The organism is Actinosynnema mirum DSM 43827, from assembly GCF_000023245.1.
Classification (GTDB): Bacteria; Actinomycetota; Actinomycetes; order Mycobacteriales; family Pseudonocardiaceae; genus Actinosynnema; species Actinosynnema mirum.
In genome coordinates, this window is record NC_013093.1 from 6,050,306 (window position 1) to 6,071,663 (window position 21,358).

Consider the following 21,358-nt stretch of genomic DNA (forward strand, 5'->3'; position numbering starts at 1 on the left):
CTCAGCCGGTCGGGCGGTCGAGCAGGACCGCGACGCCGGTGATCTCGCGGAGCAGGTCGTCGCCGGGGGCGCCTTCGAGGGGCTCGGCCTCGGCGACGATCACCGTGGACGCGTTCAGCGCCGACGTGTAGTGCAGCGCGGAGAAGGCGACGTCCCGGACGCCCGCGGTGGCGCCGGGCAGCGGGGTGATGTCGCCGGTGCCGTGGACGTCCTCCACGCGCCGGAACTCGCGCGCGTCCCGGCGCTGCCCGAACTCGACCCAGGACACCGCGACGGCGGCCGAGGTCCCCTTGCCGTCGGACACGACCAGCAGGGTGCGGGTGATCGAGCGGCACGCCCGGTCGGCGGCGACCTGGCGGACCTCGCCGAACATGACGGCCGCGCAGTCCTGCCCGGTCTGCGGGGCGGCCGCGGCGGTCTGGCGCAGCCCGAGGTCGGCCCACGGGTCGGCGGGCTCGGAGGAGGCCACGCTCGCGCCGACCACGACGACGGTCGCGAGCGCGCCCGCGGTCAGCAGTCCGCCGCCCGTCGCCATCGCCACCACCCCCTCCCCCACCAGCTTGCCCTGCCGGGCGCGGGGTGAAACCGGGAGGCGGGTGGTGGGACGGTCGGATCAGGCGCGCGTGCGGCCCACGTAGACGTTCCTGGCCCGGTACAGGGTCTCCGCCGCGGGGCCAGGCGAGCCGGAGGAGCCCTCCATCTGGAGGTTGACGATCAGCCAGAGCGGCTGGTTGACGAAGCCCGCGCCCCGGTGCTGGCCGACCCACCTGTCGTCGACGTAGTAGTGGATGTCGACGTCGGTGGCGTTGATCTTCGCGATCCACGCCCGGTACGCGTGCCAGCCGCCGGGGTTCGACACCGTCGTCAGGGTGTTCGACCAGCCGCCCGAGGCGTTGCGGTAGGTGTTGGACCAGTTCCGGTTGTCCCCCTTGAACTCCAGGATGTCGCTCTCCGGCGGCCAGGAGTTGACGCCGGTCAGCCAGAACGCGGGCCACGTGCCGCGCGCCGAGGGCGCCTGGAACTCGCCCTTCACCTCCCAGGTGGGGAACTGGTCGTTCACGACGACGTGCTGCTTGGCGTGCAGCGCGCCCGAGTGGTAGCGGATCGGCAGGTGCGGGTCGGCCGAGCTGTTCCCCTCGTCCCAGGTGATGCGGGTCGCGCGGATGCCCAGCACGCCGCCGCTCTCCAGGAACACGTGGTTGTGGTCGGAGGCCGAGGCGTACATGCGCGCCGTGCCGTTGTGGTCCGAACCCCAGGGGTAGCGGTAGTTCCAGGCCGATTCGAGGGTCGCGTAGCTCGCGAACGAGCCGCTGATCACGTTCTCCCACGCGGCGCCGCGCGCGGGGGGCGCGCCCGCGCCGAGCCCGGCCGCCCCCAGGGTGGCGCCTGCCAGGAGGGTCCTTCTGCTCACGGTCATGGCTCTGCCCTTCGCTGCGGATCGTCGTTGATCGCGGTGGCGGCGGGGAAAGCGCTTGCCAGGCGAACTCTAGGAACCGGCGGTGGGCTCGTCAACGGGCTCGCTCGAACGGTTCGGCGGTCGGGGGTTGCGGCCGGAGGGCTGTCGTCAGAGGGCTGTCGTCGGGGGGCTGCCGTCAGGGGGCTGCCGTCAGGGGTGCCGTCGCTTCGTTCGTCAGGCGTGCAGCTCGGTGGCCGCCGCGCGGAGGACCGCGTCCGCCACGCGCGCGATCTGCGGCGAGTCGAGCCGCCACTGCTGCCAGTGCAGCGGCACGTCCACCGGCCGCTCCGGCGCGAGGCGCGTGAGTCCGGTGGTGAGCGCGATCTGCGCCTCGGTCAGCAGCGCCCACGCCGCGCCGGACGTGACCGTGTCCACGAAGATCGGCCCGTCCGGCAGGTGGTGCCGACGCGCCGACGCCGGGCGCCCGGTGAGGTCGCGGCAGAACGCGTCCTGCAGGTCGTCCTTGTCGTCGAACACCGCGACCGGCGCGTCGGCCAGCCGTCCGACGCCACCGGGCAGCCAGCGCGCGGCGAACTCCGGCGTGGCCACCGCGTGGTACCGCATCCGCCCGAGCGGCCGGACCGCGCAGCCCTGCACGGGCGTCGGCGACGAGGTCACGGCGGCCACCACCTGCCCCCGGCGCAGCAGCTCGGCGGTGTGGTCCTGGTCCTCGCGGTGCAGCGCCAGCCGCACGTCCCCGGCCAGCTCCCGCACCACGAGCCGGAACCAGGTGGACAGCGAGTCCGCGTTGACCGCGACCGGCACGGCCGACTCGGTGGTGGCCAGCTCCAGCTCGGCCCCGGTGTCCTCGGCGAGCCGCGCGAGCTGGCGGCCGTACCGGGCGATGGCGGCCCCCGACTCGGTCGCCACGACCGGCCGCGAGCGCACCAGCAGCACCCGCCCGGCGCGCTGCTCCAGCTGCCGGATGCGCTGGCTGACGGCGGACGGGGTGATGTGCAGGGTTTTCGCGGCGGCGTCGAAGGTGCCCTCGTCCAGCACGGTCAGCAGGGTGCGCACGCAGTCCTGGGGGAGTTCCACCACGGGGGGCGAGGGTACCTGGGACGGGGTGCGGCCACCGGGGTGGCGGGATTGCGGGACGGCAGTATCAGGTGCGCGGATATTCATCAGCAGCAAGTGGAATTCACCCGGACTAGTCATTGGGCTGGGTTATCCGAACCGGCCACACCGCTCAGCGCTCCGTCGTGCCGCTCGGCCATTCCCAGACGCCGAACCGGGTTCTCGGCCTCGGCGGGCCAGTAAATTCAGACAGGTGTCAGGCAGGCACAACAACGGGCGGCCCCCAGGGAGAGGGCCGCCCGTTGGCGAACGCGAGACCGCTGGAACGGCATCGCGTTCACCTCGCCCGTCTGACGCGGAACACCCGCCACCACAAGCTTGTGATGGCGGGAGGCACAGGTGGGCGGTCGTTTCCGGCGAGGTTTCCGGCCGCCCACCTCTCGTCCGAGCCAGAACAGAGAGGCCGTGCATGACGACGATAAGACGCTCCCGCCGACGTCGACCAGCCCACCCCGTTTCGCGCGCCGTCCGGCCGTCGGCCTGCGCCGGGTGGAGCGGTTTTCTTCGGCCCGACCGATCACTCATTTCCACCTGGTCCGGAATCGCACGGGTGGTGGTGCTGGCCGTGGTCCTGCTGGGCCTGCTGCTGACGGCGGTCGCGCTGGTGCCCGCGCGGACCACCCTGGAGATCGGGCCCGTGCGGATCGCGCGCACCCACCTGGCCTGAGGTGGCGCCGGTGACCGGACCGGTCACCGGCTCCCCCACCGAGTTCCGACAGATGCGCTAATGGTGCGTAAAAATCTTTAGCTGGGCTTACCGCGGACTGGTCCTTACGGTTGAGCGCCGTGGAGCTGATGTACGCCATGGCCGCCGGCCTGGGCACCGGGTTGTCGTTGATCGTCGTGATCGGGTCGCAGAACGCGCTCGTGCTGCGCCAGGGCGTCCTGCGCGACCGCGTCCCGCTGGTGGTCGCGATCTGCGCGACCTCCGACGTGCTGCTCATCGCGCTCGGCGTCGGCGGTCTCGGCGGGCTGTTCACGTCGTGGCCGCCGCTGCTGGAGGTCGTGCGCTGGTTCGGCGCGGCGTTCCTGCTCGCCTACGGGGCGCTCGCGCTGCGCCGCGCGCTGCGGCCGGGCGACGGGCTCACGGCGGCCCCGGTGGCGGCCTCGGCGCTGGTCGCCACGTGCCTGGCCCTGACCTGGCTCAACCCGCACGTCTACCTGGACACCGTGCTGCTGCTCGGCACCGCCTCGACCGCGTGGGGCGACCTGCGGTGGTGGTTCGGGGTCGGGGCGATGGTGGCGAGCGTGCTGTGGTTCTGCGTGCTGGGGTTCGGGGCGGGGCGGCTGGCCGGGGTGTTCGCCCGGCCGTCGGCGTGGCGGGTGCTGGACGGGGTGGTGGCGGTCGTGGTGACGGCGGCCGGGATTTCCCTGATCTGGTGACTTCCCGCTGATCCGGCGACTTCCCCCCATCCGGTGCGGGCCGCACGGCCCGTTCTTGTCGGGGGTCGCTGATAGACGTTCGGTGTCGGGACGGATGCGTCCCGCTACCGAGCGGAGAGCTGAGATGCGCAAGCTGGTGGTCACCACCTTCCAGTCGCTGGACGGCGTCGTGCAGGGCCCCGGCGGGCCGGACGAGGACCGGTCGGGCGGGTTCGAGCGCGGCGGGTGGCTGGTGCCGTTCTACGAGGACGGGCTGGGCGAGCGGATGGCCGGGGTCGTGCGGCGGGCGGGGGCGCTGCTGCTCGGGCGGCGGACGTACGACATCTTCGCCACGAGCTGGCCCCTGGCGCCCGAGGACGACCCGATCGGCGAGCGGTTCAACGCCATCCCCAAGCACGTGGTGTCGAGCACGCCGCTGACACCGGAGTGGCGGGGCGCGAGCCTGCTGGGCGGGGAGCTGGCGACGGCGGTCGCGGCGCTGAAGGCCGACGACGGCGGGGAGGGCGGGGAGCTGCAGGTGCACGGGAGCGGGACGCTCGTGCGGGCGCTGCTGGAGCACGGCCTGGTGGACGAACTGCAGGTGATCACGTTCCCGGTGGTGGTGGGGGCGGGCAAGCGGCTGTTCGGGGAGGCGCCGGTGACCTTCGAGCTGCGCTCGCTGGACCGGACGGCGGGCGGGGCGGTGGTGGCCGGCTACGCGAACGCGGCGGCCGGGTTGGCGCAGGGGGCGCTGGGGCCGGAGACGGGGAACTGGTGAGGCGGGGTGGTTGGCGGGAGTAGTTGGGCGGGGCGATCGAGCGGGGGCGATCGAGCGGGGGCGGCTGATCGGGAGTGGCCGATCGGGAGTGGCCGATCGGGGCGGATGAGCGGGGGTGGTGACACGTCCGGGTGAGGGGCAAGCGTTTGCGCCGCGTGGGGCAGCGGCAGAACGGCTGAACAGCGTCGTTCCGGCGTAACGAGCGGTCGCGCGCGCTCGACTTCCGGGCGTAGCGACCGCACGGCAACCCGGAGAGCACGTGACCGACTCATCCGCCACACCCACCCCGGCGCAGCCGTCACCGGCCCCGCCACCCGCGCCGGAACCGGGGTTAGCGCCGACCGCGCAGGCGCCTGGGTCGACGCTGCCCACGCACGCGCCGGAAACAGCGCTGCCCGCGCAGGCGATGGGAGAAGCGACGCCCGCGCACGCGCCTGGTGCAGCGCTGCCCGCGTCGGTGCCGTCGCAGGCTCCGCCTGCCGCCGTGCTGCCGGAGCTGGTGCCGCTCCCAGCGTCATCAGGCATGTCATCGGGCATGTCATCGGGCGCGCTGGCAGCCCTCGGCGGTGCGGAGCGGGGCGAGGGGCAGTTGGGGTCGCGTCCGTTCCGACTGCTCATCGGCGGCATCGTGCTGGTCGGCGGACTGGTGGTGGCCGCGGCGCTGCTCTTCGGCGGCTCGGGTTCCGGGTCGCGATCCGGTGCTGGCACCGGGAGCGATGACGCTACCGCCGGCGGTGCCGGGCCCGCCGAGCCCAAGTCCGGGCCGTTCACCCTGCGGGGCACCATGACCCTGATGGGTGGTGGTTCCAGTTACGCCGCCGTCGGGGACTGCGAGGGCACCAGGGGCTACGACGACATCTCCGAGGGCACCCAGGTCAGCGTGTACGACGCCTCCGGCACGATCGTGGCCATCAGCGAGCTGACGAACTCGAACTACCTCTCCGGCGGGATGTGCCGGTTCAACTTCGCCGTCCCCGACGTCCCCGACGGTGAGCGGATCTACCAGGTCGAGGTGTCCCACCGCGGGAAGATCTCCTACACCGAGAAGGACGCCAGGGCGGGCGCGATCAACCTCACCCTGGGGTGAGAGCCGGTCCGAGGGGGGCGGCCCCGCGCTCGTGCGGAGCCGCCCCGCGCTCACTGCCTCAGGTCCTCCTCGATCAGCTTCGCCGCCGCCTGGAGCGGCGCCAGGAGGTCGTCGCGGACGGCCAGGGCGTTGCCCCGGCTGGTGTGGGCGGAGACGTTCACCGCCGCCACCACCCCGCGCGGGCCGCGCACCGGGACCGCCAGCGAGCGCAGGCCGTCCTCCAGCTCCTGGTCCACCAGCGCCCAGCCCTGCCCGCGCACCACGTCCAGCTCCTGCCGCAACCGCCGGGCGTCGACGACCGTGCGCGACGTCAACCGCTCCAGCCGCGCCTTCGCCAGGTACTCGTCCAGCCACGCCCGGTCCTGCGCGGCGAGCAGCACGCGGCCCATCGCGGTCGCGTGCGCGGGGAAGCGGGTGCCCACGCTGATCGTCACGGACATGATCCGCTTCGTCGGCACCCGCGCCACGTACACCACCCGGTCGCCGTCGAGCACCGACATGGAGCACGACTCGCGGACCTGCGCGGCCAGCTTCTCCAGGTGCGGCTGGGCGAGCGCGGGCAGGGACAGGCTGGACAGGTAGGCGTGCCCGAGCTGGAGCACCTGCGGGCGCAGCGCGAACAGCCTGCCGTCCGAGCGCACGTACCCGAGCGCGACCAGCGTGTGCAGGAACCGCCGCGCCGCCGCCCTGGTCAACCCGGTGATCCGGGCGACCTGGCTGAGCGTGAGCTCCGGGTGGTCGGCGTCGAACGCCCTGATCACCAGCAGCCCCCTGGCCAGCGACTGGACAAAGTCAGCCATCGGCGAGCACCCGCCGCGCCACCTCGAACGCCCGGTTCGCGGCGGGCAGCCCGGCGTACGCGCCGACCTGGAGCAGCACCTCCGCGATCTCCTCGCGCGTGACGCCGTTGCGCAGCGCCCCCGCGACGTGCAGCGCCAGCTCCCGCTCGTGCCCCAGCGCGGCGAGCACGGACAGCGCCACGCACGACCGGGTCCGCCGGTCGAGACCCGGCCGGGTCCACACCGCGCCCCAGGCGGTCTCGGTGGCGTAGCGCTGGAAGTCCGCGCCGAACGGGTCCAGGGCGGCCCGGTCGACGTGCTCGTCACCGAGCACCGCCCGCCGCACGGCCATGCCCGCCTCGTACCGGTCGGCACCGATCAACTCACTGCGCGGCAACGGATCGGGGCCGCCAGCGACACCCGGCACCACGGCACCGGCACCAGCACCAGCACCAGCCACGGCACCAGCACCGGCACCGGCCACGGCACCGGCCACGGCCTCGGCCTCGGCCTCGGCCTCGGCAGGACCCGACCCGGCCGCGCCTCCCTCCCCCGCCCCCACCCCTTCCCCTTCCCCCACCCCTTCCCCTTCCCCGCTCACGGTCCCACCAGGTGCGGCACGAGCACCTCGGCGACCGCGTCCGGGGACTCCACCACGGCCAGGTGCGCGCCCGGCACCACGTGGAACCGGGCGCCCGGAATCAGGTCGGCGATCGCCTTCCCGTGCTCGGGCGGGGTTCCCGCGTCGTCCTCGCCCGCGATCACCAGCGTGGGCGCGCCGATCGTCGGGAGCAGGGGGCGCAGGTCCAGCCTGGCCAGCGCGCCGCAGGCCGCCGCGTACGACAGCGGGTCCACTCCGGACAGTCCCGCCAGCAGCCGCTCGCCGCGCGCGCCGAACGCCGGGGTGAACCACCGGGCCGCCGTGCCCTCGGCGGTCGCGCCGACGCCGCGCGCCAGCACCAGGTCCGCCCGCGCCCGCCACGGCTCGGGGTCGTCGTAGGACGCCGTGGTGCAGCACAGCGCCAGCCGCTCCACCCGGTCCGGGGCGTGCGCGGCCAGCCACATGCCGACCATGCCGCCCAGCGACACCCCGGCGTGGCGGAACTCGCGCACCCCCAGCGAGTCCAGCAGCGCGAGCACGCCGCGTCCGAGGTCGCCGACGTCGCGGAACGCGCGCGGCGCGCTGCCGCCGTGACCGGGGTGGTCCACGCGGATCACCCGGAAGTGCCGCTCCAGCACCGGCAGCAGCGGCTCCCACAGGGCCGTGGTGGTGCCGAGCGAGCTGCCCAGCACCAGGACCGGGGCGTCGCGCGGGCCGCTGTCCTCGTGGTGCGGCAGCGGTCCGGCGGCCCGGTCAGAGGTCGAAGAAGACGGTTTCACGTTCCCCCTGCAGGTGGATGTCGAAGCGGTACCCGCCGGGCTGGGCCACCGCGACGAGCGTGGCGCGCGCGGCCGGGTCGGGGATCGACGCCAGCACCGGGTCCTCGGCGTTGGCGGGCTCGTCGGGGAAGTAGATCCGGGTCACCAGCCGCACCAGCAGGCCCCGGCAGAACACCGAGACGTCCAGGTGCGGGGCCTGCGCGCGACCGTCGCCGAACGGCAGCGGGCCAGGTTTCACGGTCAGCAGCCGGAACTCCCCCGACGGCGCGGTGCCGCTGCGCGAGAAACCCCGGAAACCGTTGCGCGACACCGGACCGCGCGGGTCGTCGGGGTGGTCGAACCGGCCGTCCGGGTCGGCCTGCCAGGTCTCCACGACCGCGTCGGCGACCGGCTCGCCCGCCCCGTCGCGCACGGTCCCGGTGATCCAGAACGCGCCCGGCGTGCCCTCGGCCACGGCGTAGGGCCCGTCCGCCCAGGGCAGGGCGACGCCGTGGAACGGGCCGACGGTCTGCGACGGCGTGGGCCGCCACCGCTCAGTCATCGTCGTCCCCCAGCGGTGTGGGGTCCTTGCCGCGCAGCACGATGTCCCAGCGGTAGCCCAACGACCGCTCGGGCACCGTGCGGCCCAGGTCGAACGCGGCCACCAACGACGCGCGGGCCGCCTCGTCGCGCACCGAGTCGAACACCGGGTCCAGCGGCAGCAGCGGGTCGCCGGGGAAGTACACCTGGGTGATGAGCCGCTGGGTGAACGCGACGCCGAACAGCGAGAAGTGGACGTGCGCGGGCCGCCAGGCGTTGTCGTGGTTGCGCCACGGGTACGCGCCCGGCCGGACGGTGGTGAACGAGTACGCCCCGGTCGAGTCCGTGACGCACCGCCCGGCCCCGGTGAAGTTCGGGTCGAGCGGCGCGGGGTGCCGGTCGGCGTCGTGCCGGTACCGACCGGCCGCGTTCGCCTGCCACACCTCCACGAGCGCGCCGGTCACCGGCCGCCCACCACCGTCGAGCACTCGCCCGGACAGGGTGATCCGCTGCCCGATCGGCTCACCGGGGTGACCGGCGGTGAGGTCGTGGTCGTGCTCCCCCACCCGGTCCGCGCCGAGCAGCGGCCCGGTGACCTCGGTGAGCCGCTGCGGCAGGAGCACCAGCGGTCTGCGCGGGGCGCGCAGCGCGTTGGAGCGGTACGCCGGGAAGTCCACCGGCGGCTGGGACCCGGGGTCCCGCCGGTACTCGGGGATCGTCGTGCTCGGCAACGCGGCCCCTCTCGATCAGCTCAACGGCTCGGGTGTCCGGACGACCGGTCCGCTCACCCGCCCTTGCGCGCGATCAGCTCCCGCAGCACCGCCAACTCCTCCCCGCTCGGCGGCGCGCTCTCCTCCACGTCCTCCGCCACCCGCAGCTCCCACCCGGTCCGCTCGCGCGCGGTCGCCACGTCCACCCCGGGGTGCAGCGCCGTCAGCACCAGCTCGCACGTCTCCGGGTCCGGCCGCAGCACCCCGAGGTCGGTGATCACCACCTGCGGTCCGGCCCCGGTGAGCCCGAGCCGCTCCCGCTCCCCCGGCCCCGACCCGTGCCCGAACGAGGTGACGAAGTCGACCCGCTCCACGAACACCCTCCGGCTCTGCCGCACCACCACCACGACCTCCCCGCACGACGCCGCGATCTCCGGCGCCCCACCGGCCCCCGGCAGCCGCACCGACGGCGCCCCGTACGCCCCCACCGCCGTGGTGTTGATGTTCGCGAACCGGTCGACCTGCGCGGCTCCGAGGAACCCGACGTCGATCCGGCCGGGCTGCAACCAGTAGTTGAAGACCTCCGGCACCCCGATCACGCTCACCGCCGTCTCCGCGAGCACCCCGTCGCCGATGGACAGCGGCAGCACGTCCGGTTTCGCGCCGATCGTGCCGGACTCGTACACCAGCACCAGCCCCGGCGCGTGGGTGCGCCGCGCCAGGTTGGCCGCGGTGCTGGGGAGCCCGATGCCGACGAAGCACACCGCGCCGTCGCGCAGCGCCCGCGCGGCGGCGACCGTCATCATCTCGTCCGAGGTGTGCCCGCTCACCGCAGTCCTCCCAACCAGCGGGAGAACTCCTCGCGGCTGCGGCTGATCGCGTCCCACTCGGAGTACGCGGCGTTGTCGCGGGTGGAGTAGCCGTGCGCGTACGACGGGTGCGCCCCGCCCGGCACGACGGCGACCCGGTCGACCACCCAGTGCGGCAGCACGACCGCGCCGGGCACCGGCTCCAGCTCGTCCACGACCTCCTCCACGGTCACCAGCGACCGCTCCGCCGCCAGCACCGCCTCCTTCTGCACGCCGGTGATCCCCCAGTACTGCACGTTGCCCTCCCGGTCGGCGCGCTGGGCGTGCACGACCGCGCTGTCCAGCCGCAGCGCGGACACCGCCGCGAGCACCTCGCCGGTGAACGGGCAGGTGATCGTCCTGATGCTGTCGGTGCGCCCGACCAGGTCGGTGCCCGCGTACCCGCGCAGCACCGCGAACGGCAGCCCGGACGCGGCGGCGGCGTAGCGGTTGGCCATGCCCGCGTGGCTGTGCTCCTCCAGCTCCAGCGGCGCGGGCCAGCCGTGCTCGACGGCGTCGCGGAACCGGTGCAGCGAGCCCACCCCAGGGTTGCCGCCCCAGGAGAACACGAGCTTGCGCGCGCAGCCCGCGCCGATCATCCGGTCGTAGATCACGTCGGGGGTCATCCGCACCAGGGTGAGGTCGCGGCGGCCCTGCCGGATGGCCTCGTTGCCCGCCTCGAACGGGATCAGGTGAGTGAACCCCTCGAAGGCGGTGGTGTCCCCGTCGCGCACCACCTCCTCGACGCCGTCGGCGAGGGACGTGAGAACGGCCATCCGACCTCCTGTGCGCTGTGCGAACACGGGTGCGGCACCCGAACGAGCCTATGACCGGGCGGGCCGGGGCCGACAGGTCCGCGTGGAGCAGCGCTCGGTAACGGACGGCCGGTGCGGCGCGATCAACCACGGAAGTTCGGCGAGCACTGGGGGACGTGTGATCGAGGAGCGGCTGACCCCGCACGAGCGGGCGGTGCTGCTCGTGCTCATGGCGGAGGCCCGCGAGCTGACCAACCCGCAGCTGCGGGAGGTCGCCGGGTTCACCCTGGACGGGGCGGCCAGGCGGCGGCTCAACGGGCTGGGCCTGGTGACGAGCACGAAGGTGGGCCGGGGTTTCGCGCACGAGCTGACCGACCGGGGCGCGGTGCGCTGCGCCGAGGAGCTGACCGCGCCGAGGCAGCCGAGGTCCGGGTCTGCCGGTGGCGCGCTGGCGGCGGTGCTGGCGGGCCTGAAGCGGCACCTGGACGCGACCGGGGGCACGGTGGCCGAGGTGTTCCGGCCCGACCCGGTGGTGCTGGTGCTCGCGGCGCACGACGCGGCGAGCGGCGGCCGGGGCGGTTCGGTGCCGCTGGCGGACGTGCGGGAGCGGCTGCTCGGGGTGCCGCGCGCGGACGTGGACCGGGCGCTGGGCGAGCTGGCGCTGCGCGAGGACGTGCGCCTGTGGGGCGAGGCGGACCAGAAGGCGCTGACCGACCGGGACCGCGAGGCAGCGGTCGTGCTGGGCGGGACGGCGCGGCACCTGCTGGTCGTGGCGCGGTGACGCTCGTCGGACCGGGCCTGGACGACGAGCGGCGCAACGCCCTGCAGGCCGTGCACTTCAACTCGGCGGTCGCGCCCGACGACATCTGGAGCCCGCTGGCGCACCACGTGCCCGAGCTGCACGGGCCGGTCGCCGCGGAGCTGGCGCGGGCCGTGGCGTCCGCCGCGCGCAAGCCGCGCTCCACGCCGATCGGGGTGGTGCTGCGCGGGGAGCGCGGGGTCGGGAAGACGCACCTGCTGGGCTGGTTGCGGCAGGAGGCGCGGGCGCGCGGCGGGTGGTTCTTCCTGCTCAAGCTGCTGGACGACAGGTCGTTCTGGGCGGGCGCGGTGCACGGGGCGATCAGCGGGCTCAACCGCGAGGGCGACCAGCTCGGCGCGATGCTGGACGCGCTGGCCAAGGCGACCGGGCACACCGACGAGTCGCGGTTGCGGCTGCGCGGCACGATCCCGATCAGCCGGGAGTACCTGGACGAGCTGGTGGAGCGGGTGCGCGAGCTGGACCCGCAGGTGGCGCTGGAGTGCCAGGACACGCTGCGGGCGCTGGTGCTGTACCGGGCGCGGGGGCGGCCGAGCGAGGTCGGGCACCGGTTCCTGGCGCTGGAGGACGGCGGCATCGACGAGGCGGACCGGGCGGAGTGGGGCTTCCACCTGCGGTCGCGGTCCGCGCAGCTGGTGCTGGGGGACCTGTCGCGGATCTTCGCGCTGACCGGGCCGGTGGTGATGGCGGTCGACCAGATCGACTCGGTGATCACCCAGCAGCCCGGCTCGTCGGGGCTGGTGGACCGGCTCGCGGACGGGCTGATGCGGCTGCGCGAGGAGACCCGGCGGACGGTGCTGGTCGTGGCGTGCCTGCCCCGGTCGTGGGAGCTGCTGTCGGAGCACGCGGTGAACTCGGCGGCGAGCCGGTTCGCGGTGCTGGACCTGCGCACCGCGATGCCGAGCGCGGGCGTGGCGGAGGCGATCGTGCAGCGGCACCTGGGGGCGCTGTACGCGGAGGAGGGGTTCGCGCCGCCGCACCCGACGTGGCCGGTGGCGCGGGTGGCGTTCGGCGGGGCGGAGGTGGCGCACTCGACGCCGAGGCGGTTGCTCCAGCGGGTCGAGGAGCACGTGCGGTGGTGCCTGGCGCGCGACGTCGAGGCGGAGCTGCGGGACTTCGCGGACGGCCCGGCGGAGGTGGCGGCCCCCGAGGTGGACGCGGGCGGGTTGGCGGAGCTGGACGAGCGGTTCGCCCGCGCGTGCGAGGCGGCGGACGTGACGTCCCCGCTGGACCCGGCGCGCGAGGACGAGCTGGTGCCGGGGCTGCTGTCGGCGGCGCTGCGCTGCTACGCGGTGGAGCACGGCGGCGACCTCGTGCTCGACCCGCCGCCGGGCCGCAAGCCCGCGCTGCACGCCCGGTTGCGGCTGACGCTGGACGAGGCCAGCGAGGACGAGGTGTGGTGGTCGTTCCGGGCGATCGCGCACGGCCACAGCACGGCGGTGCTGGCGCGGCTGCGGTCGGCGTGCCTGGAGGCGGGCGTGTTCGGCGGGACCGGCAAGCGCCGCCTGGTGGTGCTGCGCGGCACGCCGTTCTCGGGCGGCCCGCAGACGGCGCGGGCGGTGGGCGAGCTGGTCGCGGCGGGCGGCGAGGTCCTGCCGCTGACGCCGGAGGACCTGCGGGTGTTCTCGGCGCTGCGCGAACTCGTCGGCCAGGCGCCCGCCGGGTTGCTGGCCTGGCTGGCCGCGCGCACGCCCGCGAGCCGGACCCCGCTGCTGCGCCGGGTGCTGCCGCCGGTGGGGGACGCGGGCTCGCAAGCCCCGCAGCGCCCGTCGGCCCACGACGAGCCGGTGTGGCCGGAACGCGAGTACGAGGAGCAGGTCTGCGCACTGCCCGCACCACCACCACAACACGCCCCCGAACCGTCCTGGCCCGAACGCGGCTGGCCGGCGGCCGAGCCGTCCCGCCTGGCGGGAAGCCTGTTCGACCCGGAATCCCGCTGGCCCGCCACCCCCGCCCCTGTCCCCACCCCCACCCTGATCCCGGCCCCGGCCCCGGCCCCCGCCCCGGCCCCGGTGGTCGCACCCACCTCACCGCCCTCCGCCGACGCCACGATCACCCTGGGCGCGGACGCGACGACCGGTCGCCCGTTCACCCTCCCCCTCGTTCTGCTGCGCAAGCACGTGGCCGTGTTCGCGGGCACCGGTTCCGGGAAGACCGTGCTGCTGCGCCGCCTGGTGGAGGAGGCCGCGCTGCACGGCGTGTCCTCGGTCCTCCTGGACACCAACAACGACCTGGCCCGCCTAGGCGACGCCTGGCCGTCCCCGCCCGAGGGCTGGGCCCCCGGTGACGCCGACCGCGCCCGCCGCTACCTCGACGGCACGGACGTCGTGGTGTGGACGCCGGGCCGCGAGTCCGGAAGGCCGCTGGTGCTGGACCCGCTGCCGGACTTCGGCGCGGTGCGGGGCGATCCGGACGAGTTCCGGGGCGCGGTCGACGCGGCCGTGGCGGGCCTGCTGCCCAAGCTCGCCCTGTCCGGTCGCAGGCTGGTGCACGGCAGGGCGGTGCTGACCGAGGCCCTGACCGCGTTCGCCGGTCGCGGCGGGCGCGACGTGGCGGACTTCGTGGCGTTCCTGCACGACCTGCCGGAGGGCGCGAGCACGATGCGCGACGCCACCCGCCTGGCCCCCGAGCTGGCCGACGGCCTGCACGCCGCGATCATCACCGACCCGCTGTTCGGCGGCTCGGGCCGCCGCCTGGACCCCGGCGAGCTGCTGCGACCGGCTCCGGGCACGCGGGCGCGGGTGTCGGTGATCAGCTGCGTGGGGCTGCCGACGGACGGCCAGCGCCAGGCGTTCGCGCACCAGCTGCAGCAGGCCCTGTTCGCGTGGGTGCGCCGCAACCCAGCCGGTGACCGCCCGCTGGGCGGCCTGCTGGTCCTCGACGAGGCCCAGACCTTCGCGCCGTCGCGCGGCGAGGTGGTGTCGAGCGCGAGCACCCGGCTGCTGGCGGCGCAGGCCAGGAAGTACGGCCTGGGCGTGGTCTTCGCGACCCAGGCCCCGAAGGGCCTGCACAACTCGGTCACCGGCAACACCGCGACCCAGTTCTTCGGCAGGCTGAACGCCTCCGCGCAGGTGCAGACGGCCGTCGAACTGGCAGCGGCCCGCGGCGGCCGGGTGGACGACGTGTCAAGGCTGGGCGCGGGCCGCTTCTACGGCGCGACGGAGGGCACCGGCTTCACGAAGCTGCGCCTGCCGATGTGCCTGAGCCACCACCCGCAAGGCGCGCTGACCGAGGGCGAGGTGCTGGCGAGGGCACGCGCCTGACCGCACGACACGGGCAGTCAACATCGACGCACTCGCGGGCTGCGGGGCGAGCGCAGCGAGCCCGCAGCCGCCCAATCCCGCGTCCCTCTTCTCCGTTTGGCCTGGCGAAGCCCGAGCACGCTCGTCAAGATGCCGCCGCACTGCCCGGAAGACCGCACAGTCATACGGCGTCTTGACGAGCGTGCTTGCCTGAAAGGAGGCCAAACGGAGAAGAGGGACCCCACCCACCGCAGTGGTAAACGGGACCACCGCCCCAACGGTCACCGGCCGGCAGAGCCCGTGTCCCCTCTTTTTTGGAGGTCTGCCCCGCCGGCGAGGCGTGCTTTTCAGCTCTTGATCTTCAGCTCTTGATCTTGACTTGCGACTCGTCCCACTCCCCCTCCCCTCCCCTCCCCTACCCACCCCACCCCCTCCGGGAATCTCACCCCTCCGCCTGCACCACCAACAACGTCAGATCGTCATGCTCCGCATCCCCCAACCACTCGAACACAACCCCCCGCAACCGCTCCGCGATCTCCTGCGCCCCAAGCCCCGCGCACCCCGCCAGGGCCTCCGACAACCGCTCGTCCCCGAACAGCTCCGCCCGATCCCCCCGAGACCGGGCCTCCGTCACCCCATCGCTGTACAGCAACAACGTCTCCCCCGGCGACAACGTCACCGTGGCCTGGCTGAACCGGACCTCCGGCAGCACCCCCACGATCCCCCCGCGCACCGCGATCTCGTCCACCCGCCCACCCGTCCGCAGCACCAGCGGCGACGGGTGCCCACCGGCCGCGAGCGTCATCCGCAGCCCCCCGGCCTGCACCGGCACGAACGTGCCCACCACGATCGTGGTGAACAACCTGCTCCCCGCCGCCCGCAACGCCGTGTTCAACAAGTGCAACAGCTGCGCGGGCCGCTGCTCGACCAGCAGCAGCGTGTGCAGGCTCTGCCGCACCCGCCCGCTGTGCACCGCCGCCTCGACCCCGTTGCCCGCCACGTCCCCCAGCGCGAACGCCGCGCTCCCGTCGTCCCTCGGGTGCACGTCGTAGAAGTCGCCACCGATCATGGTCGCCCGGTGCGCGGGCTCGAACACCTGCGCCAGCCGCGCCCCCGCGACCTGCGGCAGCGGCGTCGGCAGCAGCCCCGCGCGCAGCGCGTCCACGGTCCGCCGCTGCTCCCCGAACCGCTCCCCCGCCGCGATCGCCGCCGCCGCGCGCTCGGCGAACCGGCGCAGCAGCTCCGCGTCACCCGACGGCCCGAAGCACACCAGCGCGGCGCCGGGCGTGAGCGGCACGGCGGTCGCCTTGGTCGGCGCGCCCGCCTGCAGCGCCCAGGGCGCGTCACCCGGCTCGACCAGCTCGACGCTCTCCCGCACCCCGTCCAGCACGTCCGTCAGCCCCGGCACGCCCTCGGCGACCTGCCGCGTCCCCCGGCTCACCACCACGTCCCCACCCGAGGACCGCCGCCACCACTCCAGCCTGCCGCGCTGCCCCGGCACCACCACGACCGCGTGACCTGCGGGCGCGAGCTCGACCACCGCCCGCAGCGCGTCGTCCCGGTCCACCGCCCCGTCGAGCCGCCTGGTCACCCCGTCGAGCAAGTCCTCGGGCGTCCGGTAGTGCGCGACCCACCCGTCCCCGAGCTGCTGCGACCGCCCTCCGGGCGCGGCGACGACGCCGACGCGGGCGTCCGGGAACAGCGCCTCGGCCGGGGGGTTGGCCAGGCGCACCACGCCTTCCGGGTCCAGCACGACGACGGCCTCGTGGAGCCCGCCGACGAGCAGGCGCCAGTTCTCCGGGGTGAGGCTCTCCGGGGTGAAGCCCTCCGCCGTGCCCTCCTGACCGCCCCCCTCGGCACCCGCGGCGGGCCCCTGTCCGGCCCCGCGCCAATACCCCTGGGCCATCTCCGGCTCCTGATGTGTCGGGTCGGTCCCCAACTTATCGGACCGCACCGGCACACGGCCGGTCGGACAGTGGCAGGCTTGCCCGGAGAGGCTGCGGCCGGAGCGCGAAACCAACCGCGCGGCGGCGCGGGACCGCGGGGCACCGGCCCGCGGCCCCGCACCACCGCGCAGCGCGAGACCCGCTGGACATTCGGAGGCTGGAGTGACGACCGCTCGGGACGACACGGACGTGACCCTGGACCGGCTGCTGGCCGCGCTGAGGGAGATGCGCGACGGGAACTTCCGCCGCCGCCTGGTGGTGCCGTTCGGCAGCAGGTTCGCCGAGGTGGCCGCGGTGTTCAACGAGATCTCCGAGCGCAACCAGGCGCTCGTGGGCGAGCTGGTGCGGGTGCGGCAGTCCGTCGGGCAGGAGGGCAGGCTCGGCGAGCGGCTCAGCCCCGGCGCGGGCGGCCCCGGTGGCTGGGCGATGGCGACCGACTCGGTGAACGGGCTGATCGACGACCTGAGCGCGCCGACGACCGAGCTGAGCCGGGTGCTGGCGGCGGTGGCGCGCGGCGACCTGTCGCAGGAGCTGACCGTGAGCTCGCGCGGGGAGCTGGCCGCGCTGGTGGACAGCTTCGACTCGATGACGTCGACGCTGCGCACGTTCGCGGGCGAGGTGACCCGCGTGGCGCGCGAGATCGGCACGGACGGCCGCCTCGGCGGCCAAGCCCAGGTGCCGGGGGTGGCGGGCACCTGGAAGGACCTCACCGACAACGTCAACTTCATGTCGAGCAACCTCACCGCCCAGGTCCGCGACATCGCGCAGGTGGCGACCGCGGTGGCGCAGGGCGACCTGTCCCAGAAGATCACCATCACCGTCGCGGGCGAGATGCTGGAGCTGAAGGAGACCATGAACACGATGGTCGACCAGCTCTCCTCGTTCGCCGACGAGGTGACGCGCGTGGCCCGCGAGGTCGGCACCGACGGCCGCCTCGGCGGCCAAGCCCAGGTGTCCGGGGTCGCGGGCACCTGGAAGGACCTCACCGACAACGTCAACTTCATGGCGGGCAACCTCACCGCCCAGGTGCGCAACATCGCGCAGGTCGCGACGGCCGTGGCGCGCGGCGACCTGTCCCAGAAGATCACCGTCGACGCGCGCGGCGAGATCCTGGAGCTCAAGAACACCCTCAACACCATGGTCGACCAGCTCTCCTCCTTCGCCGACGAGGTCACGCGCGTGGCCCGCGAGGTCGGCACCGAGGGCAAGCTCGGCGGCCAGGCCGAGGTCGAGGGCGTCTCGGGGACCTGGCAGAAGCTCACCGAGAGCGTGAACTCGATGGCGGGCAACCTGACCAGCCAGGTCCGCAACATCGCGCAGGTGACCACGGCGGTGGCGCAGGGCGACCTGTCGCAGAAGATCGACGTGGACGCGCGCGGCGAGATCCTCCAGCTCAAGACCACGATCAACACGATGGTCGACCAGCTCTCCTCGTTCGCCGCCGAGGTCACCCGCGTGGCCCGCGAGGTGGGCAGCGACGGGCGGCTCGGCGGTCAGGCGCAGGTGCCGGGCGTCGGCGGGACGTGGCGCGACCTCACCGACAGCGTGAACTTCATGGCGGGCAACCTCACCAGCCAGGTCCGCAACATCGCGGGCGTGGCGACGGCGGTGGCGCGCGGCGACCTGTCGCAGAAGATCACGGTGACCGCGCGCGGGGAGATCCTGGAGCTCAAGGAGACCCTCAACACGATGGTCGACCAGCTCTCCTCGTTCGCCGACGAGGTCACGCGCGTCGCCCGCGAGGTCGGCACGGACGGGCGCCTCGGCGGCCAAGCGCAGGTGCCGGGCGTCGCGGGGACCTGGCGCGACCTCACCGACAGCGTGAACTTCATGGCGAACAACCTCACCGCGCAGGTGCGGTCGATCGCCCAGGTGACCACGGCGGTGGCGGGCGGCGACCTGTCCCAGAAGATCACCGTCGACGCGCGCGGCGAGATCCTGGAGCTCAAGAGCACGATCAACACGATGGTCGACCAGCTCTCCTCGTTCGCCGACGAGGTGACGCGCGTGGCCCGCGAGGTCGGCACCGACGGCCGCCTCGGCGGCCAGGCCCGCGTCCCCGGCGTCGCCGGGACCTGGAAGGACCTCACCGACAACGTCAACGTCATGGCGGACAACCTGTCCAGCCAGGTGCGGTCGATCGCGCTGGTGTCCACGGCGGTCGCGGGCGGCGACCTGTCCAAGAAGATCACCGTCGAGGCCAAGGGCGAGATCGCCGCGCTGGCCGACACGATCAACCGCATGGTCGACACGCTGTCCGCGTTCGCGGACGAGGTCACGCGCGTGGCCCGCGAGGTCGGCACCGACGGCCGCCTCGGCGGCCAGGCCCGCGTCCCCGGCGTCGCCGGGACCTGGAAGGACCTCACCGAGAACGTCAACTTCATGGCGAACAACCTCACCAGCCAGGTCCGCAACATCGCGCAGGTGACCACGGCGGTGGCGCGCGGCGACCTCACCCGCAAGATCGACGTGGACGCGCGCGGCGAGATCCTGGAGCTCAAGACCACCATCAACACGATGGTCGACCAGCTCTCCTCCTTCGCCGACGAGGTCACCCGCGTCGCGAAGGAGGTCGGCACCGAGGGCAAGCTCGGCGGTCAGGCCGAGGTCGACGGGGTGTCCGGCACCTGGCAGAAGCTCACCGAGAGCGTGAACCAGCTGGCGGGCAACCTGACCACGCAGGTGCGCGCGATCGCGGTGGTGGCCACGGCGGTGACCGAGGGCGACCTGACCAGGCAGGTCACCGTCGACGCCTCGGGCGAGGTCGCCGAGCTGAAGGACAACATCAACCGGATGATCTCCAACCTCAAGGAGACCACCCGCGCGAACCGCGAGCAGGACTGGCTCAAGACGAACCTGGCCCGGTTGTCCGGCCTGATGCAGGGCCACCGGGACCTGGACGCGCTGGCGGGCCTGGTGATGAGCGAGCTGACCCCGCTGGTGGGGGCGCAGCACGGCGCGTTCTACCTGGTCGACGAGGAGTCCGGGGCGCTGGAGCTGACCGCGACCTACGGGCGGCGCGCGGGCGGTCGGCCCAAGCGGTTCCAGCTCGGCGAGGGGCTGGTCGGTCAGGTCGCGGCGGACCGCAAGACCGTCGTGGTCTCGTCCGTGCCGCGCGGCTACCTGGAGATCGGCTCGGGGTTGGGCGCGGCGACGCCCGCGAGCATCGTGATCGTGCCGGTGATGTTCCAGGGCGAGGCGCTGGGCGTGATCGAGCTGGCCTCGTTCGGCGAGTTCGGGCACGGCCACCTGGACCTGCTGGACCAGCTCAAGGAGAACATCGGCGTCAACGTGAACACCATGCAGGCCAACGCGCGCACGGACAGCCTGCTGGTGGAGTCGCAGCGGCTGACCGAGGAGCTGCGGGCCGGTTCGGTGGAGCTGGAGGACCGGGCGCGGCAGCTGTCGTCGGCCTCGAAGTACAAGTCGGAGTTCATGGCGAACATGTCGCACGAGCTGCGCACGCCGCTGAACAGCCTGCTGATCCTGGCGAAGCTGCTGACCGACAACCTGGACGGGAACCTCAACCCCAAGCAGGTGGAGTTCGCGCGCACGATCCACTCCTCCGGAACGGACCTGCTGCAGCTGATCGACGACATCCTGGACCTGACCAAGGTCGAGTCCGGGCACATGCAGGTGCAGACCGACCCGGTGCGGGTGTCGGACGTGGTGGGGTACGTGGAGTCGCTGACCCTGCCGCTGGCCGCCGAGAAGGGCCTGGGCTTCGACGTGTCGGTGCAGCCGGACGTGCCGTCCACGCTGCACACCGACGAGCACCGGCTCCAGCAGATCCTGCGCAACCTGCTGTCCAACGCGGTGAAGTTCACCCATGAGGGCGAGATCCGGCTGCGCATCCGCACGGCGGGGCCGAGCGTGGCGTTCGACGTGCAGGACACCGGCATCGGCATCCCGGCGGAGAAGCTGTCGGTGATCTTCGAGGCGTTCCAGCAGGCCGACGGCACCACGAGCCGCAAGTACGGCGGGACGGGCCTGGGCCTGTCGATCAGCCGGGAGCTGTCGGCGCTGCTGGAGGGCAGGCTGGACGTGCGCAGCGAGCCCGGCTTCGGCTCGACGTTCACGCTCTACCTGCCGCTGGGCGACCAGAGCCTGGTGGACGTGCGGCCGGAGCCGGAGGCGCTGCCGGAGCTGCTGACCCCGGTGGACGAGCCCGCCGAGGCCGTGGTGGCGCCCGCCGAGCTGCCGCCCGCGCCGATGCGGTTCCACGGCGAGAAGGTGCTGATCGTCGACGACGACCTGCGCAACGTGTTCGCGCTGACCAGCGTGCTGGAGCTGCACGGGCTGCAGGTGATCTACGCGGACAACGGGATCACCGGGGTGCGGGCGCTGGAGCAGTACGACGACGTGACGCTGGTGCTGATGGACATCATGATGCCGGAGCTGGACGGCAACGCGACGATGTCGGCGATCCGGGCGATGGCCCGCTACGAGGACCTGCCGGTGATCGCGGTGACGGCGAAGGCGATGAAGGGCGACCGGGAGAAGTCGCTGGCCTCGGGGGCGACGGACTACGTGACCAAGCCGGTGGACACGGACCACCTGCTGCGGTTGATCGCGTTCTACCTGGGGTTGGAGCAGGACTGA

Annotated in this window: 17 protein-coding genes; 6 read left to right on the forward strand and 11 right to left on the reverse strand. The window is 73.8% G+C overall.

What is annotated here, in order from left to right; translation table 11 throughout:
- Position 1: 1 nt before the first annotated feature.
- The 3 genes from AMIR_RS36205 to AMIR_RS25170 all read right to left on the reverse strand — a co-directional run bounded on the left by AMIR_RS36205 (position 2) and on the right by AMIR_RS25170 (position 2,497).
- Positions 2 to 541 carry a hypothetical protein gene (locus AMIR_RS36205; protein WP_143760884.1) on the reverse strand — a complete coding sequence of 180 codons (540 nt, stop codon included), beginning with the start codon at positions 539 to 541 and terminating at the stop codon, positions 2 to 4.
- Between the two features lie 72 nt (positions 542 to 613).
- A complete protein-coding gene (locus AMIR_RS25165; RefSeq protein WP_015803783.1) occupies positions 614 to 1,417 on the reverse strand; it encodes a family 16 glycosylhydrolase in 804 nt (267 codons plus the stop codon).
- Positions 1,418 to 1,630: 213 nt separating this feature from the next.
- Positions 1,631 to 2,497 (reverse strand): LysR family transcriptional regulator ArgP, encoded by an 867-nt coding sequence (locus tag AMIR_RS25170; protein ID WP_015803784.1) that lies wholly within the window; start codon positions 2,495 to 2,497, stop codon positions 1,631 to 1,633.
- An 831-nt stretch (positions 2,498 to 3,328) separates the two neighbouring features.
- Here AMIR_RS25170 and AMIR_RS25175 point away from each other — a divergent pair.
- The 3 genes from AMIR_RS25175 (at position 3,329) to AMIR_RS41285 (ending at position 5,760) form a co-directional block, all read left to right on the forward strand.
- Positions 3,329 to 3,916 (forward strand): LysE/ArgO family amino acid transporter, encoded by a 588-nt coding sequence (locus tag AMIR_RS25175; RefSeq protein ID WP_015803786.1) that lies wholly within the window; start codon positions 3,329 to 3,331, stop codon positions 3,914 to 3,916.
- 124 nt (positions 3,917 to 4,040) lie between these two features.
- Positions 4,041 to 4,673, forward strand: a complete 633-nt coding sequence (locus AMIR_RS25180; protein ID WP_015803787.1) for a dihydrofolate reductase family protein — start codon at positions 4,041 to 4,043, stop codon at positions 4,671 to 4,673.
- A 523-nt stretch (positions 4,674 to 5,196) separates the two neighbouring features.
- The gene (locus AMIR_RS41285) at positions 5,197 to 5,760 is read left to right on the forward strand and encodes a hypothetical protein (RefSeq protein ID WP_222840696.1); all 564 of its coding nucleotides are present in this window, start codon (positions 5,197 to 5,199) and stop codon (positions 5,758 to 5,760) included.
- Positions 5,761 to 5,810: 50 nt separating this feature from the next.
- Here the strand turns inward: AMIR_RS41285 and AMIR_RS25190 are convergent, their stop codons facing one another.
- The 7 genes from AMIR_RS25190 to AMIR_RS25220 all read right to left on the reverse strand — a co-directional run bounded on the left by AMIR_RS25190 (position 5,811) and on the right by AMIR_RS25220 (position 10,772).
- Positions 5,811 to 6,560 (reverse strand): IclR family transcriptional regulator domain-containing protein, encoded by a 750-nt coding sequence (locus AMIR_RS25190; RefSeq protein ID WP_015803789.1) that lies wholly within the window; start codon positions 6,558 to 6,560, stop codon positions 5,811 to 5,813.
- Complete coding sequence (locus tag AMIR_RS25195) at positions 6,553 to 6,891, reverse strand: carboxymuconolactone decarboxylase family protein (protein ID WP_041838330.1); 339 nt, start codon at positions 6,889 to 6,891, stop codon at positions 6,553 to 6,555. The genes AMIR_RS25190 and AMIR_RS25195 overlap by 8 nt, the downstream gene beginning before the upstream one ends.
- A gap of 245 nt (positions 6,892 to 7,136) precedes the next feature.
- Complete coding sequence (locus AMIR_RS25200; protein ID WP_015803792.1) at positions 7,137 to 7,919, reverse strand: alpha/beta fold hydrolase; 783 nt, start codon at positions 7,917 to 7,919, stop codon at positions 7,137 to 7,139.
- Positions 7,894 to 8,460, reverse strand: a complete 567-nt coding sequence (gene pcaG, locus AMIR_RS25205) for a protocatechuate 3,4-dioxygenase subunit alpha (protein ID WP_015803793.1) — start codon at positions 8,458 to 8,460, stop codon at positions 7,894 to 7,896. The genes AMIR_RS25200 and pcaG overlap by 26 nt, the downstream gene beginning before the upstream one ends.
- Complete coding sequence (gene pcaH / locus AMIR_RS25210; RefSeq protein ID WP_015803794.1) at positions 8,453 to 9,169, reverse strand: protocatechuate 3,4-dioxygenase subunit beta; 717 nt, start codon at positions 9,167 to 9,169, stop codon at positions 8,453 to 8,455. Before pcaH ends, pcaG begins: the two co-directional genes overlap by 8 nt.
- A 53-nt stretch (positions 9,170 to 9,222) precedes the next feature.
- The gene (locus tag AMIR_RS25215; protein WP_049797185.1) at positions 9,223 to 9,954 is read right to left on the reverse strand and encodes a CoA-transferase subunit beta; all 732 of its coding nucleotides are present in this window, start codon (positions 9,952 to 9,954) and stop codon (positions 9,223 to 9,225) included.
- Between the two features lie 20 nt (positions 9,955 to 9,974).
- Positions 9,975 to 10,772, reverse strand: a complete 798-nt coding sequence (locus AMIR_RS25220; RefSeq protein ID WP_015803796.1) for a CoA transferase subunit A — start codon at positions 10,770 to 10,772, stop codon at positions 9,975 to 9,977.
- Positions 10,773 to 10,929: 157 nt separating this feature from the next.
- Between AMIR_RS25220 and AMIR_RS40615 the strand changes: the two genes are divergently transcribed.
- Positions 10,930 to 11,532 carry a hypothetical protein gene (locus AMIR_RS40615; protein ID WP_015803797.1) on the forward strand — a complete coding sequence of 201 codons (603 nt, stop codon included), beginning with the start codon at positions 10,930 to 10,932 and terminating at the stop codon, positions 11,530 to 11,532.
- The gene (locus tag AMIR_RS25230) at positions 11,529 to 14,831 is read left to right on the forward strand and encodes a helicase HerA domain-containing protein (protein ID WP_015803798.1); all 3,303 of its coding nucleotides are present in this window, start codon (positions 11,529 to 11,531) and stop codon (positions 14,829 to 14,831) included. Before AMIR_RS40615 ends, AMIR_RS25230 begins: the two co-directional genes overlap by 4 nt.
- A 421-nt stretch (positions 14,832 to 15,252) precedes the next feature.
- Here the strand turns inward: AMIR_RS25230 and AMIR_RS25235 are convergent, their stop codons facing one another.
- Positions 15,253 to 16,716, reverse strand: coding sequence for a PP2C family protein-serine/threonine phosphatase (locus AMIR_RS25235; RefSeq protein ID WP_015803799.1), 1,464 nt, complete (start codon positions 16,714 to 16,716; stop codon positions 15,253 to 15,255).
- A gap of 202 nt (positions 16,717 to 16,918) precedes the next feature.
- Between AMIR_RS25235 and AMIR_RS25240 the strand changes: the two genes are divergently transcribed.
- Positions 16,919 to 21,358: a HAMP domain-containing protein gene (locus AMIR_RS25240; RefSeq protein WP_015803800.1), complete on the forward strand. Its 4,440-nt coding sequence runs from the start codon at positions 16,919 to 16,921 to the stop codon at positions 21,356 to 21,358.

Excerpts from the sequence above, each read along its gene's own strand:
- AMIR_RS25165 (WP_015803783.1), bottom strand. The coding sequence starts at position 1,417 with ATGACCGTGAGCAGAAGGACCCTCCTGGCAGGCGCCACCCTGGGGGCG.
- AMIR_RS25175 (WP_015803786.1), top strand. The coding sequence starts at position 3,329 with ATGTACGCCATGGCCGCCGGCCTGGGCACCGGGTTGTCGTTGATCGTC.
- AMIR_RS25180 (WP_015803787.1), top strand. The coding sequence starts at position 4,041 with ATGCGCAAGCTGGTGGTCACCACCTTCCAGTCGCTGGACGGCGTCGTG.
- AMIR_RS41285 (WP_222840696.1), top strand. The coding sequence starts at position 5,197 with ATGTCATCGGGCATGTCATCGGGCGCGCTGGCAGCCCTCGGCGGTGCG.
- AMIR_RS25190 (WP_015803789.1), bottom strand. The coding sequence starts at position 6,560 with ATGGCTGACTTTGTCCAGTCGCTGGCCAGGGGGCTGCTGGTGATCAGG.
- AMIR_RS25195 (WP_041838330.1), bottom strand. The coding sequence starts at position 6,891 with ATGGCCGTGCGGCGGGCGGTGCTCGGTGACGAGCACGTCGACCGGGCC.
- pcaG (WP_015803793.1), bottom strand. The coding sequence starts at position 8,460 with ATGACTGAGCGGTGGCGGCCCACGCCGTCGCAGACCGTCGGCCCGTTC.
- AMIR_RS25215 (WP_049797185.1), bottom strand. The coding sequence starts at position 9,954 with ATGATGACGGTCGCCGCCGCGCGGGCGCTGCGCGACGGCGCGGTGTGC.
- AMIR_RS25220 (WP_015803796.1), bottom strand. The coding sequence starts at position 10,772 with ATGGCCGTTCTCACGTCCCTCGCCGACGGCGTCGAGGAGGTGGTGCGC.
- AMIR_RS25235 (WP_015803799.1), bottom strand. The coding sequence starts at position 16,716 with ATGGCCCAGGGGTATTGGCGCGGGGCCGGACAGGGGCCCGCCGCGGGT.